Origin of the sequence: Chryseobacterium sp. (assembly GCF_019236175.1) — a bacterium.
Lineage (GTDB): Bacteria > Bacteroidota > Bacteroidia > Flavobacteriales > Weeksellaceae > Chryseobacterium.
The window spans coordinates 380,580-401,425 of the sequence record NZ_JAFAJM010000019.1 but is presented as its reverse complement, the minus strand read 5'-3'; the positions used below and the strand labels follow the sequence as shown (position 1 = coordinate 401,425).

At 36.2% G+C, this 20,846-nt stretch carries 23 protein-coding genes and 1 tRNA gene; 18 read left to right on the top strand and 6 right to left on the bottom strand.

What is annotated here, in order from left to right; translation table 11 throughout:
- The first annotated feature begins 74 nt into the window (after positions 1–74).
- A complete protein-coding gene (locus JO178_RS18030; protein ID WP_291938768.1) occupies positions 75–908 on the top strand; it encodes an OmpA family protein in 834 nt (277 codons plus the stop codon).
- A gap of 57 nt (positions 909–965) precedes the next feature.
- On the opposite strand, the gene JO178_RS18025 is transcribed toward JO178_RS18030, so the two are convergent.
- The gene (locus JO178_RS18025; protein ID WP_291938766.1) at positions 966–1,121 is read right to left on the bottom strand and encodes a hypothetical protein; all 156 of its coding nucleotides are present in this window, start codon (positions 1,119–1,121) and stop codon (positions 966–968) included.
- Between the two features lie 250 nt (positions 1,122–1,371).
- On the opposite strand from JO178_RS18025, the gene JO178_RS18020 reads away from it, so the two are divergent.
- The 6 genes from JO178_RS18020 to JO178_RS17995 all read left to right on the top strand — a co-directional run bounded on the left by JO178_RS18020 (position 1,372) and on the right by JO178_RS17995 (position 5,178).
- Positions 1,372–1,524, top strand: coding sequence for a hypothetical protein (locus tag JO178_RS18020; RefSeq protein WP_291938764.1), 153 nt, complete (start codon positions 1,372–1,374; stop codon positions 1,522–1,524).
- Between the two features lie 134 nt (positions 1,525–1,658).
- A complete protein-coding gene (locus JO178_RS18015; RefSeq protein WP_291938761.1) occupies positions 1,659–2,306 on the top strand; it encodes a class I SAM-dependent methyltransferase in 648 nt (215 codons plus the stop codon).
- Positions 2,307–2,389: 83 nt separating this feature from the next.
- Complete coding sequence (locus tag JO178_RS18010; protein WP_291938759.1) at positions 2,390–3,106, top strand: C40 family peptidase; 717 nt, start codon at positions 2,390–2,392, stop codon at positions 3,104–3,106.
- A 20-nt stretch (positions 3,107–3,126) separates the two neighbouring features.
- A complete protein-coding gene (locus JO178_RS18005; protein ID WP_291938757.1) occupies positions 3,127–3,594 on the top strand; it encodes a DUF1648 domain-containing protein in 468 nt (155 codons plus the stop codon).
- Positions 3,591–3,929, top strand: a complete 339-nt coding sequence (locus JO178_RS18000) for a cupin domain-containing protein (protein WP_291938755.1) — start codon at positions 3,591–3,593, stop codon at positions 3,927–3,929. The genes JO178_RS18005 and JO178_RS18000 overlap by 4 nt, the downstream gene beginning before the upstream one ends.
- A 10-nt stretch (positions 3,930–3,939) precedes the next feature.
- Positions 3,940–5,178: a glycosyltransferase N-terminal domain-containing protein gene (locus JO178_RS17995; RefSeq protein WP_291938753.1), complete on the top strand. Its 1,239-nt coding sequence runs from the start codon at positions 3,940–3,942 to the stop codon at positions 5,176–5,178.
- On the opposite strand, the gene JO178_RS17990 is transcribed toward JO178_RS17995, so the two are convergent.
- From JO178_RS17990 to JO178_RS17980, 3 genes are read right to left on the bottom strand one after another with little or no spacing between them, the layout of a single operon-like run.
- The gene (locus tag JO178_RS17990) at positions 5,170–5,796 is read right to left on the bottom strand and encodes a deoxyuridine 5'-triphosphate nucleotidohydrolase (protein WP_291938750.1); all 627 of its coding nucleotides are present in this window, start codon (positions 5,794–5,796) and stop codon (positions 5,170–5,172) included. The genes JO178_RS17995 and JO178_RS17990 overlap by 9 nt on opposite strands.
- Complete coding sequence (locus tag JO178_RS17985; protein WP_291938748.1) at positions 5,796–6,551, bottom strand: glycosyltransferase; 756 nt, start codon at positions 6,549–6,551, stop codon at positions 5,796–5,798. The genes JO178_RS17990 and JO178_RS17985 overlap by 1 nt, the downstream gene beginning before the upstream one ends.
- 25 nt (positions 6,552–6,576) lie before the next feature.
- The gene (locus JO178_RS17980; RefSeq protein ID WP_291938746.1) at positions 6,577–7,554 is read right to left on the bottom strand and encodes an acyltransferase; all 978 of its coding nucleotides are present in this window, start codon (positions 7,552–7,554) and stop codon (positions 6,577–6,579) included.
- A 198-nt stretch (positions 7,555–7,752) separates the two neighbouring features.
- On the opposite strand from JO178_RS17980, the gene JO178_RS17975 reads away from it, so the two are divergent.
- From JO178_RS17975 to JO178_RS17925, 11 genes are all read left to right on the top strand, one after another.
- On the top strand, positions 7,753–8,235 hold the full coding sequence (locus JO178_RS17975) for a lipocalin family protein (protein WP_291938744.1): 483 nt from the start codon (positions 7,753–7,755) through the stop codon (positions 8,233–8,235).
- A 179-nt stretch (positions 8,236–8,414) separates the two neighbouring features.
- On the top strand, positions 8,415–11,228 hold the full coding sequence (gene leuS / locus JO178_RS17970; RefSeq protein WP_291938742.1) for a leucine--tRNA ligase: 2,814 nt from the start codon (positions 8,415–8,417) through the stop codon (positions 11,226–11,228).
- Positions 11,229–11,468: 240 nt separating this feature from the next.
- Positions 11,469–12,332, top strand: coding sequence for a MotA/TolQ/ExbB proton channel family protein (locus tag JO178_RS17965; protein ID WP_115928630.1), 864 nt, complete (start codon positions 11,469–11,471; stop codon positions 12,330–12,332).
- A gap of 61 nt (positions 12,333–12,393) precedes the next feature.
- Positions 12,394–13,002, top strand: coding sequence for a biopolymer transporter ExbD (locus tag JO178_RS17960; RefSeq protein WP_291938738.1), 609 nt, complete (start codon positions 12,394–12,396; stop codon positions 13,000–13,002).
- 11 nt (positions 13,003–13,013) lie between these two features.
- Positions 13,014–13,580, top strand: coding sequence for a biopolymer transporter ExbD (locus tag JO178_RS17955; protein WP_291938736.1), 567 nt, complete (start codon positions 13,014–13,016; stop codon positions 13,578–13,580).
- Between the two features lie 27 nt (positions 13,581–13,607).
- Complete coding sequence (locus JO178_RS17950) at positions 13,608–14,447, top strand: energy transducer TonB (RefSeq protein ID WP_291938734.1); 840 nt, start codon at positions 13,608–13,610, stop codon at positions 14,445–14,447.
- 76 nt (positions 14,448–14,523) lie between these two features.
- Positions 14,524–14,721: a DUF308 domain-containing protein gene (locus tag JO178_RS17945; protein WP_291938732.1), complete on the top strand. Its 198-nt coding sequence runs from the start codon at positions 14,524–14,526 to the stop codon at positions 14,719–14,721.
- Complete coding sequence (locus JO178_RS17940) at positions 14,711–15,583, top strand: substrate-binding domain-containing protein (RefSeq protein ID WP_291938730.1); 873 nt, start codon at positions 14,711–14,713, stop codon at positions 15,581–15,583. The genes JO178_RS17945 and JO178_RS17940 overlap by 11 nt, the downstream gene beginning before the upstream one ends.
- A 91-nt stretch (positions 15,584–15,674) precedes the next feature.
- A complete protein-coding gene (locus tag JO178_RS17935) occupies positions 15,675–17,327 on the top strand; it encodes a tetratricopeptide repeat protein (RefSeq protein ID WP_291938728.1) in 1,653 nt (550 codons plus the stop codon).
- Positions 17,328–17,408: 81 nt separating this feature from the next.
- Complete coding sequence (gene bshB1 / locus JO178_RS17930; protein ID WP_291938726.1) at positions 17,409–18,128, top strand: bacillithiol biosynthesis deacetylase BshB1; 720 nt, start codon at positions 17,409–17,411, stop codon at positions 18,126–18,128.
- A 36-nt stretch (positions 18,129–18,164) separates the two neighbouring features.
- Positions 18,165–18,240: transfer RNA gene (locus JO178_RS17925), tRNA-His, on the top strand.
- A gap of 475 nt (positions 18,241–18,715) precedes the next feature.
- Here the strand turns inward: JO178_RS17925 and JO178_RS17920 are convergent.
- Positions 18,716–19,051 (bottom strand): DUF3276 family protein, encoded by a 336-nt coding sequence (locus tag JO178_RS17920; protein WP_002976288.1) that lies wholly within the window; start codon positions 19,049–19,051, stop codon positions 18,716–18,718.
- 99 nt (positions 19,052–19,150) lie between these two features.
- On the bottom strand, positions 19,151–20,812 hold the full coding sequence (locus JO178_RS17915) for an ABC transporter ATP-binding protein (RefSeq protein ID WP_291938724.1): 1,662 nt from the start codon (positions 20,810–20,812) through the stop codon (positions 19,151–19,153).
- Between the last annotated feature and the right edge of the window lie 34 nt (positions 20,813–20,846).

The window sequence follows — 20,846 nt, the reverse complement described above, 5'->3', positions numbered from 1 at the left end:
TTCTTTTGTGCAAAGATAATCTATATAATTCAATTGAATTTTCCTAACTTTGATTGATCTAAAAATGATTATTTATGAAGATTTTAAAAATTTTAGCAGTTTCTGCAGTGGCACTGGGAATGACTTCTTGTGTGAGCAAGAAGCAATACGATGCGCTAAGCACAAACTATAAGCAGTGTATTGAAAATATAGGTGAAAGACAAAGAGAAATTCAGGATTTGAAATCTCAGAACTCAGCATTGGCAGGTGAAAATAATTTATTAAAAAGCCAGCACGATGCTTTAAAATCATCATTAGATGCCTGTTTGTCGAATACCGGAAAAAGCTCTTCTAATATTGATAAACTGGTAGGTGAGATCAATGCTTCGAATTCATATATCAAACAATTGATTTCCAGTAACGCTAAAAACGACAGTCTGAACCTTGCATTGTCTAATAAACTGAAGAGATCTTTAGATAATGTTTCAGATCAGGATGTTCAGGTAAAAGTATTGAAAGGAGTGGTTATGATCTCTCTTTCAGATAAAATGTTATACAAAACAGGTGACTACAACATTTTGCCTGCTGCACAGGAAGTTTTAGGAAAGGTTGCTAAAGTTATCAACGACTACGATAAATATTCTGTATTGATTGAAGGGAATACGGATAATGCTCCTTTAAATTCTCCAAACTTACCGAGAGATAACTGGGATCTTTCTGCATTAAGAGGAACTTCTGTAGCAAAGGTACTTCAGACTCAGTTTGGAGTAGATCCGGCTAGAATTACTGCGGGAGGACGTTCTGAATACAACCCCAAAGCAACAAATATGAGCGTTAGCGGCAGATCTGAAAACAGAAGAACGGAAATTATTATCATGCCTAAACTTGATGAGTTTATGAAACTGATGGATATTGCTCCAAAGAAATAAGATATATAATAAAACACATAAAAAAAATCCCGAATTTCTTCGGGATTTTTTCTTTAATCAAATTAATTCTTCTTTTTTCAATAAAGAAATAATTCGTTGCAAAAATGAATTGGATATTTCGTTTTTAGTTTTTCTTACAGAAGAATCTGTATTGCCTTTCAGCAAAATTTTTTTTTGATTCTCGCGGTTAGTTTGTTTTTCTCCTGCAATCATTTTGTTTCTCTTAGTGTTTTTACCCGTTGTTCTTTCGCAAAATTAATGCTAATATTAAGATCATACCATCCGTATTTTCACGGTATTTTATACGGGATTTCCCCTGAATGATTCTTTTTTTAATTTATTTTTCAGGTATAATGAGTTGATTAGTAAAAGAATATGTATATTTAAATCTCTATTGAAGGAAATAAAAAAGAGATGTCCGAAAATCTTAAAGAGTAGGAAATTAATACTAAACCCAATCATTATGAAAAATTCAAAAAAACTATCAAGAGGAGCAATGAAAAATGTAAAAGGTGCAGCAGCAGACTGTAATCCGCAGATTATCTGCCAAAAAACTACAGATTGCTGTCCGGGATGGGTATGTGCATCCAAAGGACGCTATTGTGTAGCTGTATAATAATGATTTTTCTGCTTATCGGCGGATATATCGGAAAGGAGAGAGTAAGTTCTCTCTTTTTTTATGCAGAATGCAGAACAGCAGTACTCAAAAAGAAGTTTTAAAATCCTTAAATTTGTTTAAATAAAAAAAATATGAGTTTTTTTGAAGAGAAAAATCCTGAAATGGATAGATATTTGGAAGCTCATGCTTCTTCGGAATCTGAAATTCTGAAAAAACTGAGAAGAGAAACTTACCAGAAAACAACACAGCCCCATATGATCTCGGGATATCAGCAGGGAAGACTACTGACTATTATATCCCAAATGATGAAGCCTAAAAATGTGCTTGAAATAGGAACATTTACAGGTTATGCTACTTTATGTCTTGCCTCTGGCTTAGCTAAAGACGGAAAAATTACGACATTAGATGTGAATGAAGATCTTGCTTATTTGCCCAAAAAATATTTTGAATCCAGCGAATATGCCAGTCAGATTCATTTTAAACTTCAGGATGCTAAAGAATTTCTGAAAGAAACTGAAGAGTTTTTTGATCTGATTTTTGTAGATGCTGATAAAGAAAATTATGCAGAGTATTTCAGATTGATTAAACCCAGAACCCAATCAGGATCTGTGATTCTTTTCGATAATGTTCTCTGGTATGGAAAAATATTGGAGGAGAATCCAAAACTTAAATCTACGCAATCTATTAAGGAATTAAATGATTTAGCGGCAAAAGACGAGGATTTCGAAAATCTTATTTTACCTTTGCGAGATGGAGTAAACTTCCTTCGCAGGAAGTAATAAAATATTTGGAGATAAAAGGATCTTATGGTATCACATCTTTTAATCTTTAAATCATTGATTAAATCTTTTAATCTTAATACATGAATAAAGGAATTTGTATAGTAACGGTAGCACCGGTTCGTGCTGAAAATTCTGACAGAGCTGAAATTGTTACGGAAATATTGTTTGGGGAAAGCATGGATATTTTAGAAGTGGATAAAAACTGGACTAAAATAAAAATGCATTATGACGGGTATGAAGGCTGGATGGATACAAAACAGATCAAACCGGTAACCGATGAAGAGCTGGCTAAAAGAAAAGTTACGGTCGTTACTGAAGACTTTTCTTCCGTATTAATGAATGATGGAAAGACGCTGCTTTCGATAGGATCTGAGGTAGAGTTTCCTGTTGTTGCTTCAAAAAGAAGTCATGATGTTCGGGAGAGTATTGCTTTAACGGCAAAAGAATTCCTTAATGTTCCTTATCTGTGGGGTGGTAAAAGCTTTTTTGCTGTAGACTGTTCCGGTTTTACACAGTTGGTTTATAAGGTTCATGATATTAAAATTCCAAGAGATGCTTCTCAGCAAGCGGAGGTAGGAGAGCCTTTAACTTTTGTGGAAGAGACTCAGCCCGGAGATCTCGCTTTTTTTGAAAATGCTGAAGGAAAAATTACACATGTAGGAATTATGCTGGAAAATCAAAAAATCATTCATGCTTCGGGAAAAGTAAGAATTGATACGCTGGATTCTACCGGAATTTTTAATAAAGAGATGAATAAACATACTCATAAACTGAGAGTGATTAAAACCTTACTATAATCTTTTAAATGCCCTCTGAAATGGAAAATATTTTCTTTGTAATATTTGATGTTTTTAATTTTGGGCTGGTGGCTTTTTTGTGGTGGCTGACAATAAAACATTATAACGATTTACCCCAAAGAATTCCTATTCACTTTAATATTATAGGAAAAGCGAACAGGTTTGGGGATAAAATGTATTCTTTTTTTATACCTGTATTAGGGCTGCTTCTGTATCTTGTATTTTTATACATCACAAGACATCCTGAAAATTCTAATTTTCCGGTAACTGTTACAGAGCATAATAGAGCGCTGCAATACAGTATGATGAAGATTTATCTGCGATGTCTGTTGGTGTTGGTTATCCTTACTTTTTTGAATACCCAGGACTATGTGTTCAGGTATTCTCCGGAAAATAATATAAAACCAAGAGTTCCTATATTTATTACCGTTTTGGCTATTATTATAAGTGTTCTTGTTATGTTTATCATTAGTAATTCGTTGAAATGATTTATTCTAAAAATAATTCGGAGCATTATACCTGGGGAAATTTTTGTGACAGCTGGATTCTTAAGGATTCACGAGGGTTATCCGTCAAACAGGAGAAAATGCCTGCAGGATCTTCTGAAAAAGCACATTTTCATCAGGTATCGGAGCAGTTCTTTTATGTTTTGAAAGGAGAAGCTGTTTTGTATATTGATGAAGAAAAGTTTGTGATGCAGCAGGGGGAATCAATTTCTGTCCGTTCGGGGGCGAAGCATTTTATTTCCAATGAGTCAGAAAATGAAGTGGAATTTTTAGTGATATCCAGCCCGTCTACTTATAACGACAGGATTGAAATTTAAAAAAAGCAGAATGGCTTTTCTATACAATATATTTATCAACCTTCTCATCTTCGGAATGAAGGTATTTTCATTATTTAATTCTAAAACTAAAAAAGGAGTTGAAGGAAGGAGGCAATCTCTACACAAGGTTAAATCTGTATTTTCAAAAACAGATAAAGTGATATGGATGCACGCCGCAAGTTTGGGAGAGTACGAACAGGGACTGCCTGTTTTGGAACAGTTTAAAGAAAGTTTTCCTACTCATAAAATTCTGGTGACATTCTTCTCTCCTTCGGGCTATGAAAATGTAGTTAAAAAGAGTCATATTGCTGATCTGATCTGTTATTTGCCTTTTGATAAAAAAAGCCTGGTAAAAGACTTTATATCACAGTTTAATACTGAACTATACTTTACGGTAAAGTATGATTACTGGTATAATCTGCTTTCAGCACTCAAAAGCCAAAATACAAAAGTCTATGTCATTTCAGCCTTATTTTATGAGAGACAGTCCTTTTTTACTTCTTATGGCAAATGGTTTGTAAAGCAACTCCGGAATAATGTTGATTGGTTTTTTCATCAGACCCGGTTTTCTCTTGCTCTTGCCAAAAGTGTAGGGCTCGTGAAGGCTTCAGTGACGGGTGATACGAGATTTGACCGTGTAAAACAGCTTCGTGAGCGAAATAATCACGTAGATCATATCTTGGATTTTAAAGGTGGAGAACGGGCTGTTGTTTTTGGAAGTTCATGGCAGGCTGAGGAAAAGATGGCTGAGATGATCTCCAGAAAGAATAAAGCCGTTAAAATGATCATAGCACCACATGATCTGAAAAGAGTGGAACACCTGCAAAATATCTTTCCTGATGCTTTGTTGTATAGTGAAATACAAAATAGTCAACGTTCAGATTTCAATACTCAGGTTTTAATTATAGACAGCATCGGGTTACTGTCAAAATTATATTCCTATGCTGATATAGCAGTCGTAGGAGGTGGGTTTCATGACGCGGGACTGCATAATATTCTGGAAGCTGCTACTTTTGGAGTTCCGGTGGTTTTTGGAAATCATTACAGCAAGAATCCTGAAGCTGACGGACTTATTGAGGCAGATGGGGGCAGATCTTTTACAGATGAGTCCGCGGCAGCTGAATTTGTTTTATTTCTTAGCAACCAGGACCATAAAGAAGAGTGGGAGACCATGTCTGCCAATGCAAAAAAGTTTGTTGATGAAAAGCCTGATTCTACGGCAATGATTCTCGAGAAGATTTTATCGTAAGTATCCCTGAGTTTTCATTTCTTTCATAAGTCTATCAATATCTTCCGGAATCTGATCGCATTCAAGCCATTGCAGATCCAGTCCGTTATTGATGCAAAGTTTTTGAAGATAATGATTTTCAGAGATCTTTTTTCGGGTGTCCTTCAGAAATTCATCAATTTCAATCCAGTAATCTTCATCCAGTTTTTTAATTAAAATCAAGGATTTGAAAACCTTATTGATGAGGTAAATATATAGCTTGTAGACATTGTCAAATCTTTGTCTGCTGAGGTCATTATTGTATTCTAAAATGGCATTGATCATAAGAAGGTTCAGAGAAACATCCCCGAATTTATCGGTAGTGATCTTAACATGTTCGGTAATTTCTGCACTTATCTTTCGGATAACCGTCAGGAAATATTTAGTATTTCCAATATATTTTGAAGCCAGAAGCACCTTTTCCGACACTTCTTCTTCCATAGCATTTCTTTTATCATCTGTGGTTTCAGGATCGATCAGTTCGAAATACAGCTTTTTAGACAATAACTTATCCTTTCTCAGAAGTCTGAATATAAGCTTGTCTTTCTCTGCTCCGGAAAATGCACTTAGTGCCGCTTTGAATTCTTTTGAATACTCCATTAATTGAAAATTTTAGAATATTTTAAAAATCCGTTTATTGCCCAATTAACGGTATAATATAAAGAAGTTAGGGTAGAAAAGCCCATGAAATCTTTATACACAAGATACTGGTCTTTGATAATGTTTTTTTTCTTTCTGGAAACACTATTCTCACGCATTCTGTATTTTGCCATCGTTTTATTAACAGGCATTCCCTTTGGGATTACTTTCAGTAGATTCAGCCACATGACATGATCTTCACGTTTGCTTTTTATAGGAAATAAAAATTTTCCGGCTCTTTTGGTGTCATACATTGTGGAAACCGGAGCCAGTCGGCATGTTTTCAGTAAGTTTGAAAAAGTGACTACCTTATCCGCCACGAAATCTTTTAAAACAGGCTGCAACTGCTCATTACATCTGGAATAATTACAGTAAACAAGTTCTGCCTGATGTTCTTCCATATAGCTGGTCATAGTTTCCAGATATTCAGGGTACCAGTAATCATCGGAATCAAGAAAAGCAATATACCTTCCGCCGGCTCTTTCAAGGCTATTGTTTCTGGCATTGCCTGCGCCACCGTTTTTTTCCAGTACGATCAGTTTTATTCTCGGATCGTTATATCGTCTGAGAATTTCTACCGTATTGTCTTTAGAGAGATCATCAGTAATCAGCCATTCCCAGTTCTCGTAAGTCTGGTTAAGTACTGACTGTATAGTTTCTTCAATAAATTCTGCGGAATTGTAACAAGGGGTAATAATGGAGACCAGGTCTTTCATTTATGCTTTTTAAATATATTCAAAATTATAAAAATCTTTTTTCATAAAGGTGCCATGAGCTAATTCCTATCCCAATGACAACGAGCATGCATATGACACTCATTACATAGGGATTGTAATCATCAAACAGGCCTAACGTCTGGAATACTCTGATGACAGGGAAATGGAATATATAAATTCCGTAGGTAAAGTCCCCGTATTTTCCGAAATTATTCAGAAATTTAAAAGAATAGGCAATGTACATAACGATAATGCTGATCATTATCGGAGAGAATAGTTTGATCTTGAAAATAAGATCGATCCATACGGTGAGGATGGCAATGATAAAGAGAATGTTCTTATGCTGAATAAACTTATTAAAGTTAAAATACAGCAGCATTCCGCCGATAAAATAGCATAATGAACCGGGCAATTGTCTTGAAATAGCTGCTCTACCTGTCATTTCAAAATAATTAAGGAAAATTAAAGAAAGAAAGTAGAGGACAATCAGACTGGTGTTTCTGTATTTATTATTTTTTCCAAACAGTAAAAACAGGAAAGGAACAGCGATGTAATAACACATTTCTATTTTTAAAGTCCATAATGCACCATTGACTGCCTGATTACCGAATACTCCCGGGAGTGACGGGGCTTTGAAATTCATGAAAAGAGAATTCCAGAACAGGTATTTATAAACCTGGGTATTGCTGAAATATTCACTAATGGGAAGCGTACTTACAAGGCTCAGTAAAGTGGCACAAAGAAACACCACCAATAAATAAGCCGGAACAATTCTGTTGAACCTCTTTTTTGCATAGCTTTTCAAACTGGAGGATCTCTCGTAGCTTCTTGCAATTAAAAAACCACTGACAATAAAAAAACCAAAAACAGCTACTTCTACCGGGCTGTGCATCAGGAAAGCCAGCTCAGGGGTGGCGCTTAATACGCCCAGATGTCCTACGAAGACAATAAAAGCGAGGAGAACACGGATGAAGTCAAAATTGTTTTTCGTTATATCTTGCATTGGTTTTGTTTCCTACAAAAATAACTTTTTTAATAGAATGTAAGAATTTTAGTGTGCTCAATATTTGTTAAATAAAGGGAATACCCCCTGTTTGTGTTTAAAATTATACATAAATAAATGTTCACTTAATAATTTTTCATAAAAAATAGTGATATAACTCAAAAAAATTATAATTTTAGCGCTTGAAAAAATTGATCTATGAAGAAATTACTACTATTATTTGCAGGTTTATCATTACTGGTAACTACAGGATGTAATAATGATAACGATACTATCAGGGAAGCACCGCTTATCGGTTTATGGCAGCCGATCAAAGAAGTGGTAACTGTCGTTGAAACCGGAGAACAGCCGGTCTCGGATCAAATTACATATTCAACGTGTCAGAAGACCTCCAGATGGTGGTTCAGTAATGAAACAAACGGAAAAAGAATAGATGTATCAGATCCTACCACATCAGGAGGATTATGTGTTATTTCTCCGGATAAAAATTTTACATATACTTACGATAAGTCCAGTAAAAATGTTGTCATGAAATACCAGGGAATTGTAGAGCCGGTTACCGCAAAGGTGGTTACACTGGATGATGTTACCCTCAATCTTGCTGTAAGAGAAGAGACTCAGGATCCGACTGTATTTAAAACAAGAACCTATACTTTTAAAAGAGTAAACCCTCAGCAATAATAAGTATACTTCAATATATAAAAACAGATCTCATCCCCGGATGAGATTTTTTATTGTGAGATGAACCGCAATTAATCATAATTTAAATTTCTATTTCTTTTAAAATCATTATTTTTGTGAATCTTGTTAAAAGAAAAAAACAATTCAATATTTAAAGTCTAACATATAATACATATAAAGTGTTTTACGATCATCAGCAGATAGAAAAAAAGTGGCAGAAATACTGGGAGGAAAATCAAACGTATAAAACTTCCAATAACACAGATAAACCTAAATTTTATGTACTCGATATGTTTCCGTATCCATCCGGAGCAGGGCTTCACGTAGGTCACCCGCTTGGATATATTGCATCAGATATATATGCGAGATATAAAAGACATCAGGGGTTTAACGTTCTCCACCCTGTAGGGTACGACAGCTTTGGTCTTCCTGCTGAACAGTATGCAATCCAGACAGGACAGCATCCGGCAATCACTACAGAACAAAATATCAACAGATATGAAGAGCAGCTAAGAAAAATAGGATTTTCTTTCGACTGGAGCAGAGAAGTGAGAACTTCAGACTCTTCTTATTATAAATGGACCCAATGGATCTTTATCCAGTTGTATCATTCATGGTATAATAAAGATACGGATAAGGCAGAAAACATCGATACCCTAATCAGACATTTTGAAGAAAAAGGAACAGATGGGTTAAATGCCAATCAAAACGACGAATTAAATTTCACCGCAGAAGAATGGAGCAATGCTTCTGATCTGGATAAGGAAGATATCTTATTAAATTATCGTCTTGCTTACAGAGCGGAGACTACCGTAAACTGGTGCCCTGCTTTAGGAACCGTATTGGCGAATGATGAAATAAAAGACGGAAAATCTGAAAGAGGAGGGTTCCCTGTATTCCAAAAGAAAATGATGCAGTGGAGCATGAGAATCTCTGCCTATTCCGAAAGATTATTGCAGGGGCTTGCTACTTTAGACTGGCCGCAGCCGTTGAAAGATTCTCAGGAATACTGGATCGGAAAATCTCAGGGAGCACAGGTTCAGTTCCATGTAGAGGGATATGACGAAATTGTTGAGGTATTCACTACAAGGCCTGATACCATCTTTGGAGCTACATTTATGGTCCTGGCTCCGGAAAATCCATTAGTAGAAACCATTACTACAGATGCTCAAAAAGCAGAAGTAGATACTTATATTGAAGAAACTTCCAAGAAAACCGAAAGAGACAGAATGTCTGACGTGAAAAATGTGAGTGGAGCATTCACAGGAAGTTATGCAATCAATCCGTTCAGCGGAGAAAAAATGCCGATCTATATTTCAGACTATGTATTGATGGGATACGGAACCGGCGCTGTAATGGCTGTTCCTGCGCATGATGAGCGTGATCACAGATTTGCAAAGAAATTTAACCTTGAAATTAAAAAGGTGGTAGAAACAGAAGAAGATGTTCAGGAGAAATCTTTTGATTCTAAAGACTCTGTTTGTGTTAACTCAGATTTCTTAAACGGATTAAATTACAACGATGCCAAATCAAGAATAATTTCTGAAATTGAAACTAAAGGAATCGGTCACGGAACAACTAACTACAGACAGCGTGATGCCATTTTCTCAAGACAAAGATATTGGGGTGAGCCTGTTCCTATATATTATAAGGATGGAATGCCTTACACATTGCCGACATCTGCATTGCCTCTAGAACTTCCTGAAGTTGAAAAATATTTACCGACAGAAGACGGAGATCCGCCACTAGGAAATGCAAAAACATTTGCCTGGGATGAGGTGAATCAAAAAGTAGTGTCTACAGACTTAATAGATGATAAAACTATTTTCCCGTTAGAATTATCTACTATGCCGGGTTGGGCAGGAAGCTCTTGGTATTTCCTTAGATATATGGATCCGAATGATCAGGAAACTTTTGTTAAAAAAGAGCTGGCAGACTATTGGGGACAGGTAGATTTGTATATCGGAGGTAGTGAGCATGCAACCGGTCACTTATTATATTCCCGTTTCTGGAACATGTTCTTAAAAGACAGAGGATATATCAGTCATGATGAGCCTTTCCAAAAACTGATCAACCAGGGGATGATTTTAGGAATGAGTGCTTTTGTATACAGAATTGAAGGGACTCATACATATGTGTCAAAAAAATTAGCAGGCGAATATCAGACTCAGCAGATCCACGTTGATATATCTTTATTAAAAGGAACATCTGATGAATTGGACACTGAAGCTTTCAAAGCATGGAGACCCGATTATGCAGATGCAGAATTTATTTTGGAAGATGGAAAATACATCACAGACCGTGAAGTAGAAAAAATGTCCAAGTCCAAATATAACGTAGTGAATCCTGACGATATCTGTGACGAGTACGGAGCAGACGGATTAAGATTATATGAAATGTTCTTAGGACCATTAGAACAATCCAAGCCTTGGAACACTCAGGGATTAAGCGGAGTTTACGGATTCCTTAAGAAATTCTGGAACCTTTACTTTAACGGGGACGTATTTGAGGTTTCTGATGAAGAACCTACAAAAGCAGAATATAAAGTATTACATACCTTAATCAAGAAAGTAGTATACGATATTGAAAATTTTTCTTTCAATACTTCTGTATCTTCCTTTATGATTGCTGTGAATGAGCTTCAGAAATTAAAATGCAATAAGCGCAATATTTTAGAACCGTTAGCCGTTATCATTTCTCCGTATGCTCCTCACATCTGTGAAGAATTATGGAATTTATTAGGGCATAATACCTCTGTTGAATTTGAAAAATTTCCGGCCCTGAATGAGGCATATTTAGTGGAAGATGAAATTGAGTATCCGGTAAGCGTAAATGGTAAAATGAAGTTCAAAATTTCGCTTTCAGCTCAATTATCTGCTAAAGAGGTAGAAGATTTGGTGATTTCAAGTGAGAAAATGCAACAGATTTTGGAGGGAAAAACCCCTAAAAAAATCATTGTAGTTCCTCACCGTATTGTGAATATCGTAATTTAAAAAAAAATTAACATTGGGAAATCAAAAAAAATGAAGGTCTTATTTTTTTGATTTTTTAATTCAAATGTTAAAATTGGGGAAAATAAATAAAATATCAAAGAATAATTATTATATCAAAATCGTATTAAAATTTCTTTATCAAAAAAATGCAAAATGTTTAATTAAGACTCTTGCATTTTAATTAATTTTGCCTTTAATTTACACCCTGTAAAATTTTAAAACAATATAATTTAGTTAAATATGGAAATGAATGTTTCAAAAAATGATGAGCAAGTAGTTGCTAGAAAGGCGGGAGGTTTAAATCCAGCTGTTATTATTCCTATTCTATTTATTATAGGAGTATGTATTTATTTATTCGTTCTTGGTAGCCCAGGAAACTTTAAAGATGCAGATAAACTAGGAAGTGGTTCTGTAGCCTTTTCAAGTGTTGAAGGAAAAGACATTCACCCAGAATCGTTTTTAGGTATTATCTACAAAGGAGGGGTTATCGTACCAATCTTGATTACTTTCATGATTACTGTAATCGTTTTCTCTTTTGAAAGATATTTCGTTCTTGGTAAAGCTGCTGGAAAAGGAAACTTAGACAACTTCGTTGTACAAGTAAGAAGCTTACTAAACCAAAACAAAATTGACGAAGCTATCGAAGAGTGTGACAGACAACAAGGTTCTGTTGGTAACGTAGTAAAAGAAGGTCTTACTACTTACAAAGCACTTGCTCACGATACTACATTAAATAAAGAGCAGAAAATGGTAGCACTTAACAAAGCTATCGAAGAAGCTACAACTCTTGAGATGCCAATGCTTGAGAAAAACATGATGATCCTTTCTACTTTAGGTACTGTTGCAACGTTAGTAGCACTACTAGGAACAGTAATCGGGATGATCAAGGCGTTCTTTGCATTAGGTTCAGGAGGTGGTACTCCGGATGCTGCTGCTCTATCTACAGGTATCTCTGAAGCCTTGATTAACACAGCTTTAGGTATTGGTACTTCAGCTATCGCTATTATCCTTTATAACTTCTTTACATCTAAAATTGATGGATTAACTTATAAGATCGATGAGATCTCTATGAGCATCCAGCAGTCTTTCGCTGAATTCAACTAAGAATTAGCAAGAAATTTGCATTAGCAATTAAAAGAAGTTTAATTAAAAATATTTTATAATAATGGCGAGAGTCAAACCAAAAAGACATGGAGTAGTGACGGACATGACCGCAATGTGTGACGTTGCGTTCCTACTTCTTACGTTCTTTATCTTGACCACTCAGTTTAAGAAACCTGACGTGGAGCAGATCAAACCGCCATCTTCAATTTCGGAAAAATTGCTTCCTGATGCTAGTTTAATGACTATCAACGCTACTCCGGACGGAAAATTCTATTTCCAGCCGGTAGAAAATGCATCAGAAAGAGTTGCTCTTTTGGAAAAAATGGGACAAAAGTATGGAATTACTTTTGACAACAATCAAAAAGCAGCTTTCCAGAAAGTTCAGGCAATTGGAGTTCCAATGAACCAACTTAAAGGGTACTTGGATATGCCTGGAGATGAGCAGAAAAATTATAAGAGTCCTACAGGAATTCCTATGGACAGTACAAATAAGCAATTAATTGACTGGGTAAAAGAAAGTTTGAGCGTTAACCCTGACTATAAGTTAGCGATTAAAGGTGACGTTACAACACAGTACCCTAAAGTTAAAAGCCTGTTTGAAGGTTTAAGAGATATTGATTTTCTTAAATTTTGGTTGATTACATCACAAGAAGGTAAACCTAACGAATAATATCGATAGAAATGGCAGAAGTACAAGTACAAGAAAAAGGCGGCAAGGGCGGCAAGGTTCGTTCCAAGAAGCAAAGTACCAGAGTCGATATGACTCCGATGGTGGACTTGGGTTTTCTATTGATTACCTTCTTTATGTTCACAACTACATTCAGTAAACCGAATGTTATGGATTTGGGGCTTCCGGCTAAACCTAAAAAAGATCAGCCGAAACCTCCTCCAACAGAAATTAAACTTTCTAACTCGATTTCTATCTTATTAGGAAAAGACAACAGAGTATTTTGGCACCAACAGGATGCTACTTCCTTGAATGACCAAACGCTCATGGAAACTACTCTTGACAGAGAGGGAATTAGAAAAGTAATTGAGCAGGCAAAATCTAGAGCTGCTGATCCAAGTAAATTTACGGTGATCATTAAGCCTACTGACGATGCTGTATATAAGAACTTTGTTGATATTCTTGATGAAATGGCAATTACCAAAAGTGAGCAGTACGGTGTTACCGATGTGAAGCCTTGGGAAAAAGCTGTTTATGAAAAGAAAATAGGTGGTGCTGCGGCGCCGGCTGCTACAAAGTAATTTAACCATAAAATTGTTATATCTACTATGGCAGATGAAAATGTATACGGTCAGAATCTTACCCTAGACGAGATTGTATTTGAAAATAGAAACAAGGAATATGGTGCCTATGATCTTAGACATCAGTATCCGAGACTTTTAACGAAGTCATTTATCATCGGAACGGCTTTATTCCTTTTGGCAGCTTTGTCTCCGTTCATCTATCTTACGATTAAAAATCTTACAGCTCCGCCAAAACAGGAAGTGAAGGCAGATCTAGTAGACATCATCGAAGATGAACCGATCATTGAGCAGCCTAAAGACGAAGAACCACCTCCACCACCTCCTCCAAAAGAAGAAGAGAAAATTGAGGTTATTCAGAACGTTGTTCCTGAGCCTGTAAAAGCTCCGAAAATTGAAACGCCACCACCGCCGATTTCTAAACAGTTGGAAACAACAACTGGTTTGAATAATCAGGAGGGGGTTAAAGCTCCGGCTTATACACCACCGCCACCACCACCATCTACAGGTACAAAAGCTACAACAGTAGAGGTGAAAGCGAATAACCCTAACGAAATCTACAAAGATGTAGACCAGTCTGCAGAATATCCTGGAGGTATGGGTGCATTGAGAAAATTCTTAGGTGATAACTTCGATACTTCCCTAATGGAAGGAGGTGAAGGTACTCTTAAAGCTAAGCTTAAGTTCGTTGTAGAAAAAGACGGAACTGTTTCAAATGTTACCATTGAAGAGAAATCTCCAAATGGCGACTTCAACAGCGAAGCAATGCGTGTAGTTAAGAAACTTAAAAAGTGGACTCCTGCTAAGAGAAACGGAGAAAGCGTTAGATCTTACTATAGCGTACCATTTACTATGAACTTCGAATAAGACTATTTATTCAGAATATAAATAAAAAAGAGAGGCATATGCTTCTCTTTTTTATTTTTTTTGGTATTTTTGTTACATGATGTTCAATTGGTTATCCCTGGTTACGGGATTGTTTTATATCGTTTTAGGAATTGTAGTCATTTTCTATAAGTTCTTTTTTACAATTTTGGAACCTGCTATTGCCTATGCATTAGGCGCAGTCCTGATTATTTACGGAATATTCAGAATCTACAGAGCGATTTCAAAAATAAAAAAATCAAGAAATGAAGAATAGTTTTAAGATTGCAGCTGTTTTTATCCTGTGTATTATCCTGACAGGCTGCAAAAAGGATGATAAATCCCCGTCTTATCATAAAGGTGAGCTGACAATTTTTACTGACGAATCCTTTCAAAGTGTTACAGAAGCATTAGCCGACGGCTATATGATCAACTATCCTGAAACTCACATTAAAGTAGCTACAAAAAAAGAAGATTTAGGCTTTCTGGATCTTTTAAAAGGGAATGCCAAGGTAGTGGTGATGTCAAGAAATCTGAGTCCTGAAGAAGTAAAAACCTATGAAGAAAGAACAGATCTGAAGTTTCTTCCTGCTAAATTTGCTGCCGATGCCGTTGTTTTTGTTGTTCCTAAAGATTCTCCGAAAGAAAGTATCTCGATGGAAGAGATTAATGCCGGACTATTGTCTGATAAAAAGGAATTTATTTTTGACGGAACCAACTCCAGTAACTTAAATTTTGTAGCTGAAAAACTTAAAAAACAACCCAAAGATCTTCAATTTTCCATTATCCCGGGAAATCAGAAAATCATCGAAGAATTAGGAAAATATCCCGATAAAATAGGCGTTATAGGCCTTAACACCTTCAGCCGTCCCTATGATAAAACCTCTGTAAAACTCAGAGAAATGGTTAAAGTACTTCCTGTTGTAGATAAAGGAAAACAATATAATGCCGATTTTGAAGGACTGCGTTCAATGGAATATCCCTTCACAAGAGTCTTGTATTTCCTGATTAATGAAGGAAACTTTAATATAGCCAACGGTTTTATCCGATTCTCATGTACTCATTTGGGACAGAAAATTGTTCAAAAGGAAGGATTACAGCCTTATAACTTATATAAACGTGAAGTTCAGATGCGTTAAAAATTATTAAAGTAATAAGATCCTTTATTAAAAAAAACTGATTTGGTCTAAAAATTGTGTAGAATATAACTCAAATATTAGAAAATATAAAATGAAAGATATAATGAATATGAATGTAAAGAAGATTGCTTTTGGAGCAGCCGTGGTATTTTTTACCGGTTTTGCCACTGCACAAACATTGCAGGATGGTATTAACAGTATAGACAGTGATAAATTTGCTCAGGCAAAAACCAATTTCACTGATATGATCGCTAAAGAGCCTACTGCTGATAACTACTTCTATTTAGGGAATACTTTCTTAAAACAAGGAGAACCGGATTATGTAAAGGCTACGGAAAACTTTAACAAAGGAGTTGCAGCTGACGGAAAAAACTATCTTAACAGAATTGGTTTAGCCACTGTGAAACTTGGAAAAGGAGATAAAAGTGCCGTTGCAGAAATCCAGAAAGTAGTAGCTGACTCTAAAGAGAAAGATCCTGAAGTATTATTCAGAGCAGCAGAAGCTTTAACTTTATTTGAAAAAAACAGCTCCCCGGATTTAGCAATTCAGTTTCTGAATAAAGCTATTGAAAAAGCTGAGAAAAAAGGAGTTCCTGCACATTTCTATTATACATTAGGAGATGCATACAGATTAAAAAGAATGCCGGGTGAAGCTATGTCCGCTTATGACAAAGCATTACCTACAGCTAAAAATAAAGCCTCTGTTTATACCAGAATGGCCACTTTATGGATGGCTGCTCAACAATGGCAACAAGCTAAACAAAACATTGATAAAGCCATTGGCGTAGACCCTACTTATGCACCTGCATATAAAGCATTAGCAGGATATGATATCAGATATCAGCAAAATGCAAAAGCTACACAAGACCTTATCAACTATACAAAATATGCTGACGAAGATCCGTATACTCAGTTGGAAATTGCAAAATTATACTTCACAAACGAAGACTATGCAAACTCTAAAACAGTATTAGATAAAATCTTTGATAAAATTGATGATCCTATCAAATTCAAATTAAGAGCTTATCAGGATTATGCAGATAAAAACTATGCAGGAGCAAAGCAGAATATGGATACTTTCGTCTCTCAGGCTGAGAAAACAAGAGTACAACCTGCTGACCAAGGGCTACAGGGACTTATCGCTGCAGGTTTAGCAAAAGATGAAAAAGATGCTGCCAAAAAATCTGCTTTAATGACCGAGTCTCAGCAAAAAGTAGCCATTGCAAAAGCTGCAAAAGACGAAACAATGAAGTGGGATTTAGAACTTGCTAACATCGCAGGCGGAGGAGGTGCTTCTCAGGCAGAAGCTGATAAAGGACCTACCAACCCTACTATTGAAGGATTGAAAAAACAGGTCGCTGCAAATGCTCAGGACTCTGATGCCCTGTTCAAATTGGCAACAGCTTATCAAGATGTTAAAAACTGGAACGGAGCTATTCTTACATGGCAAAAAATGTCAGCTCTTCTTCCTGACTGGGCTCCGGCATATTATAGCCAGGGATATTCTTACCAGCAGGCAGGAAATAATGATGCTGCAAAAATTGCGTATGAGAAATTCATCAGTACGGTAAAACCTGCTGAGCAGGAAGCCAACAAGCAAACCCTTGCCTATGCTTACTTTGCAGTAGCATACATGAGCAAAGACTCAGACTTGGCAAAAGCTAAAGAGTATGTAGCAAAGTCTTTACAGCTTGACCCTACCTATGAGGATGCAGTAAAATTAAATGCTGCCATCAATAAGTAATTTAAAATTTAAATTATACCTATTAAAACTTCCCATTCATAATGTTTGGGAAGTTTTTATTTTAAACTTATCTTTGAGTATATGAAAACTGATATATTAGCTTTTGGAGCACATCCTGACGATGTTGAATTAGGATGCGGTGGAACTATTGCCAAAATGGTTTCCGAAGGAAAAGTATGTGCTGTCATCGATCTTACTAAAGGAGAGCTGGGAACCAGAGGTACAGATGAAACCAGAAAAGCAGAGGCGGCAGATGCCGCTAAAATCCTGGGCCTTGCTGCAAGAGAAAATCTGGGAATGAAAGACGGCTTTTTAGTCAACTCTGAGGAATATCAGATGCGAATTGTAAAAATGATCCGCAAATACCGCCCGGAAATCGTCTTAGCCAATGCAATTGACGATAGACATCCGGATCATGCAAAAGGAGCGAAATTAGTGTCGGATGCGTGCTTTTTGTCCGGGTTGAGAAAAATTGAAACGGTATTGGAAGGGGAGAGCCAGGAAGTCTGGAGACCAAAACATATTTTTCACTACATTCAGTGGAAAGATATTAAACCGGAATTTGTAATAGACATTTCAGAATTTCTGGATCAGAAGATCGCCTCATGTATGGCTTATAAAACTCAATTTTATGACCCGACTTCTAAAGAACCCGAGACTCCGATTACCACAAAAGACTTTTATGAGAGCTTAACCTATCGCGCACAAGATTTAGGGCGATTATCGGGAGTCGCTTATGCTGAGGGCTTTACGTCAGAAAGATTAATTTCTTTGAAAAATTTTGACGGAATTGTTTGGTAGTAAAGAAAAATGTCCTATATTTGCACTCAGAAAAACGGTGATTGTAGCTCAGTTGGTTAGAGCGTCGGATTGTGGTTCCGAAGGTCGTGGGTTCGAGACCCATCATTCACCCAAAGAAAGTACACTTTTTAAAGTGTACTTTTTTATTTTATCCCTGTTTCAACCGGAAAATCACTTTACCTATCTATTATTTTTCACAGAAGCTTTTCCCGCTATCCGCTCATACTCCTCGCGCCAACGCTTAAAATAGACATCGCCTGCTGCGGGGTAACCGCTTCTATCGGGGCTAATTTATTCATGATCGCTAATCACTGACATTGTTTTTCGGGAAACGATCTTGATAGGTCTACTGAGCATCTGACCGGATATGAACTTCCTCAATAAGATCCGGCCCGTTTACAAAAAGGTAATACAGTCGGGCAGGTAAAGCCTGAATTTAGATATCGCAGGCCGCTTACGGAATACATAAACTGGATATTCTCTTTTCAATATTTGAGAAACAGCTGTTTACAGGACGATTTCCGTAATTTCAGGGTACAAAAAAAGCATCTTTTTCAGATGCTTGTGTTTTTAGATATTCTTTTTTTTTAAACTTCGTCGTCAGAGTCGATTGTATAGGATCTGCTTTTGAAGTCTTTGTCATGTTTTTCTGATATTACATCCTCACCCTTTTCATTAATGATGAAATCTGTGGACTCATTAAACATCTCCTGGAAACTTTTAAAATCCTCCTTATAAAGGTAGATTTTATGCTTCTCGAATGTAGCTTCCCCATTCTCTCCGAAATTCTTCTTACTTTCAGTGATTGTAAGATAATAATCTCCTGCTTTCGTCTCGCGCACATCAAAGAAATAAGTTCTTCTCCCTGCTTTTAACACCTTCGTGAAAATCTCATTTTCATGGCGTTCCTTGTATTCACTCATTGTTAGATATTTTTTAATCTTGTTAAGAACAAATATAAAAGTTTTCTTTTAATCACAAAATTTTTTTTATGATTTATTTAACAATTGAGAACGAAACGGCTATGCGGTTACAGAATTAGCAATTTCTGTAAGGTTGATGATTTTGTCTGCTTTTTGAGCGCTAGACTCTCTGTGTGTGATAATTATGGAGGTGGCATTGTTGATTTTTTTGTCGATATTTTCGAGAATATTCTGCTCCGTTTCCGTGTCCAGAGCAGACAGAGAATCATCAAAAATAATGATGTTCGGGTCCTTTATCAGAGCTCTGGCGATACAAATTCTTTGCTTTTGCCCTCCCGAAAGCATTACTCCGCGTTCACCTACCAGTGTTTTATATTGCTCTTTAAATCCAATAATATTTTTGTGAACATCGGCAATCTTGGCATACTCTACTACTTTTTCATGAGACGGATGATCAATGGCAAAACCAATGTTGTTTTCAATAGAATCTGAGAATAAATAGCTTTCCTGAGGAATGTATCCTATAAAGTTTCTGTAGTTGTCGAGGTTGTGTTCTTTAAGATTCTTACCATCTATAAGAATTTCTCCTTCCGTAGGATCTATCAGTCTGCATAAAAGCAGTGCTATTGTAGATTTTCCACTTCCTGTTTTACCCATAATGGCAAGAGATTCTCCCGCATTGATGGTAAAACTTAGATTGTCCAGTGCCTTGATACCGGTATTGGGATAGACATACGAGACATTCCTGAATTCAATACTTCCTTTAATAGGGTAGTTTTCAAAATGAGTGTTCACAATTTCTGATTTTTTATCCATGAATTCATTAATTCTCTGCATGGAAGCTTCAGCTCTCTGGTTCACAGAAGTTACCCAGCCTACCATAGAGAATGGAAAAATCAGAGTATTGATATACATGAAAAAATCTGCAATTTTACCTATACTCAATTCCCCGGCAATATATTTTTGTCCGCCGATCCAGATGATGGCCACGTTTAATAATCCGATTACAAATAAAATAATAGTAAAGAAATATGCTTCTGTTTTTGCTAAGTCCAGTGCTTTGTTCTGATAATCAGTTACTTTTATTCCGTAGTTTCTTTCAATGTACTTTTCTTTTGCAAAAAACTTGACCACACGAATGCCGGAAAAACTATCCTGAACAAAAGTTGAGATGGCAGACTGGCTTTTCTGCATAATCTTTGACTTTTTATTGATAATTGAACTTACCTTATAAATTGCATACGATAAAATAGGTAAAGGAAGCAAAGTCCATAACGTCATGGAAGCATCCGTTTTCACCATATAGATCGCAGTGATCAGGACAAGGACAATGAGGTTGGCCACATACATGACACCAGGTCCGAGATACATTCTTACCGCAACAACATCTTCACTTAGCCTGTTCATTAAATCCCCGATAGTCGTTTGCTTATAATCGGTTAATGACAGTTCCTGATAATGCCTGTAAATTTTATTTTTCAGTTCGTATTCTATTCTTCTTGATGCTACAATAATGGTTTGTCTCATCATAAAGGTGAAAAAACCGGTTAAAAGGGAACATCCGACAATAATAGCCACATAAATAAGCACCTGCTTATTGAACCCGAGATTTCCGCCCTTGGTAAGCTCATCAACAGATTTACCTACAAACTGAACTTTATAAATATTAAAAAAATTACTGGCAATGATAAATAGTACCCCCCAAAACAATAGTATTTTGTGTTTCCAAAAATAAGGGTTTAAGGTTTTTAGAGCTTTCATATAGTTTGGCAAAATTACAAAAATGTCATCAGAC

Excerpts from the sequence above, each read along its gene's own strand:
- JO178_RS18030 (WP_291938768.1), top strand. The coding sequence starts at position 75 with ATGAAGATTTTAAAAATTTTAGCAGTTTCTGCAGTGGCACTGGGAATG.
- JO178_RS18025 (WP_291938766.1), bottom strand. The coding sequence starts at position 1,121 with ATGATTGCAGGAGAAAAACAAACTAACCGCGAGAATCAAAAAAAAATT.
- JO178_RS18020 (WP_291938764.1), top strand. The coding sequence starts at position 1,372 with ATGAAAAATTCAAAAAAACTATCAAGAGGAGCAATGAAAAATGTAAAA.
- JO178_RS18015 (WP_291938761.1), top strand. The coding sequence starts at position 1,659 with ATGAGTTTTTTTGAAGAGAAAAATCCTGAAATGGATAGATATTTGGAA.
- JO178_RS18010 (WP_291938759.1), top strand. The coding sequence starts at position 2,390 with ATGAATAAAGGAATTTGTATAGTAACGGTAGCACCGGTTCGTGCTGAA.
- JO178_RS18005 (WP_291938757.1), top strand. The coding sequence starts at position 3,127 with ATGGAAAATATTTTCTTTGTAATATTTGATGTTTTTAATTTTGGGCTG.
- JO178_RS18000 (WP_291938755.1), top strand. The coding sequence starts at position 3,591 with ATGATTTATTCTAAAAATAATTCGGAGCATTATACCTGGGGAAATTTT.
- JO178_RS17995 (WP_291938753.1), top strand. The coding sequence starts at position 3,940 with ATGGCTTTTCTATACAATATATTTATCAACCTTCTCATCTTCGGAATG.
- JO178_RS17990 (WP_291938750.1), bottom strand. The coding sequence starts at position 5,796 with ATGGAGTATTCAAAAGAATTCAAAGCGGCACTAAGTGCATTTTCCGGA.
- JO178_RS17985 (WP_291938748.1), bottom strand. The coding sequence starts at position 6,551 with ATGAAAGACCTGGTCTCCATTATTACCCCTTGTTACAATTCCGCAGAA.
- JO178_RS17980 (WP_291938746.1), bottom strand. The coding sequence starts at position 7,554 with ATGCAAGATATAACGAAAAACAATTTTGACTTCATCCGTGTTCTCCTC.
- JO178_RS17975 (WP_291938744.1), top strand. The coding sequence starts at position 7,753 with ATGAAGAAATTACTACTATTATTTGCAGGTTTATCATTACTGGTAACT.
- JO178_RS17965 (WP_115928630.1), top strand. The coding sequence starts at position 11,469 with ATGGAAATGAATGTTTCAAAAAATGATGAGCAAGTAGTTGCTAGAAAG.
- JO178_RS17960 (WP_291938738.1), top strand. The coding sequence starts at position 12,394 with ATGGCGAGAGTCAAACCAAAAAGACATGGAGTAGTGACGGACATGACC.
- JO178_RS17955 (WP_291938736.1), top strand. The coding sequence starts at position 13,014 with ATGGCAGAAGTACAAGTACAAGAAAAAGGCGGCAAGGGCGGCAAGGTT.
- JO178_RS17950 (WP_291938734.1), top strand. The coding sequence starts at position 13,608 with ATGGCAGATGAAAATGTATACGGTCAGAATCTTACCCTAGACGAGATT.
- JO178_RS17945 (WP_291938732.1), top strand. The coding sequence starts at position 14,524 with ATGATGTTCAATTGGTTATCCCTGGTTACGGGATTGTTTTATATCGTT.
- JO178_RS17940 (WP_291938730.1), top strand. The coding sequence starts at position 14,711 with ATGAAGAATAGTTTTAAGATTGCAGCTGTTTTTATCCTGTGTATTATC.
- JO178_RS17935 (WP_291938728.1), top strand. The coding sequence starts at position 15,675 with ATGAAAGATATAATGAATATGAATGTAAAGAAGATTGCTTTTGGAGCA.
- bshB1 (WP_291938726.1), top strand. The coding sequence starts at position 17,409 with ATGAAAACTGATATATTAGCTTTTGGAGCACATCCTGACGATGTTGAA.
- JO178_RS17920 (WP_002976288.1), bottom strand. The coding sequence starts at position 19,051 with ATGAGTGAATACAAGGAACGCCATGAAAATGAGATTTTCACGAAGGTG.
- JO178_RS17915 (WP_291938724.1), bottom strand. The coding sequence starts at position 20,812 with ATGAAAGCTCTAAAAACCTTAAACCCTTATTTTTGGAAACACAAAATA.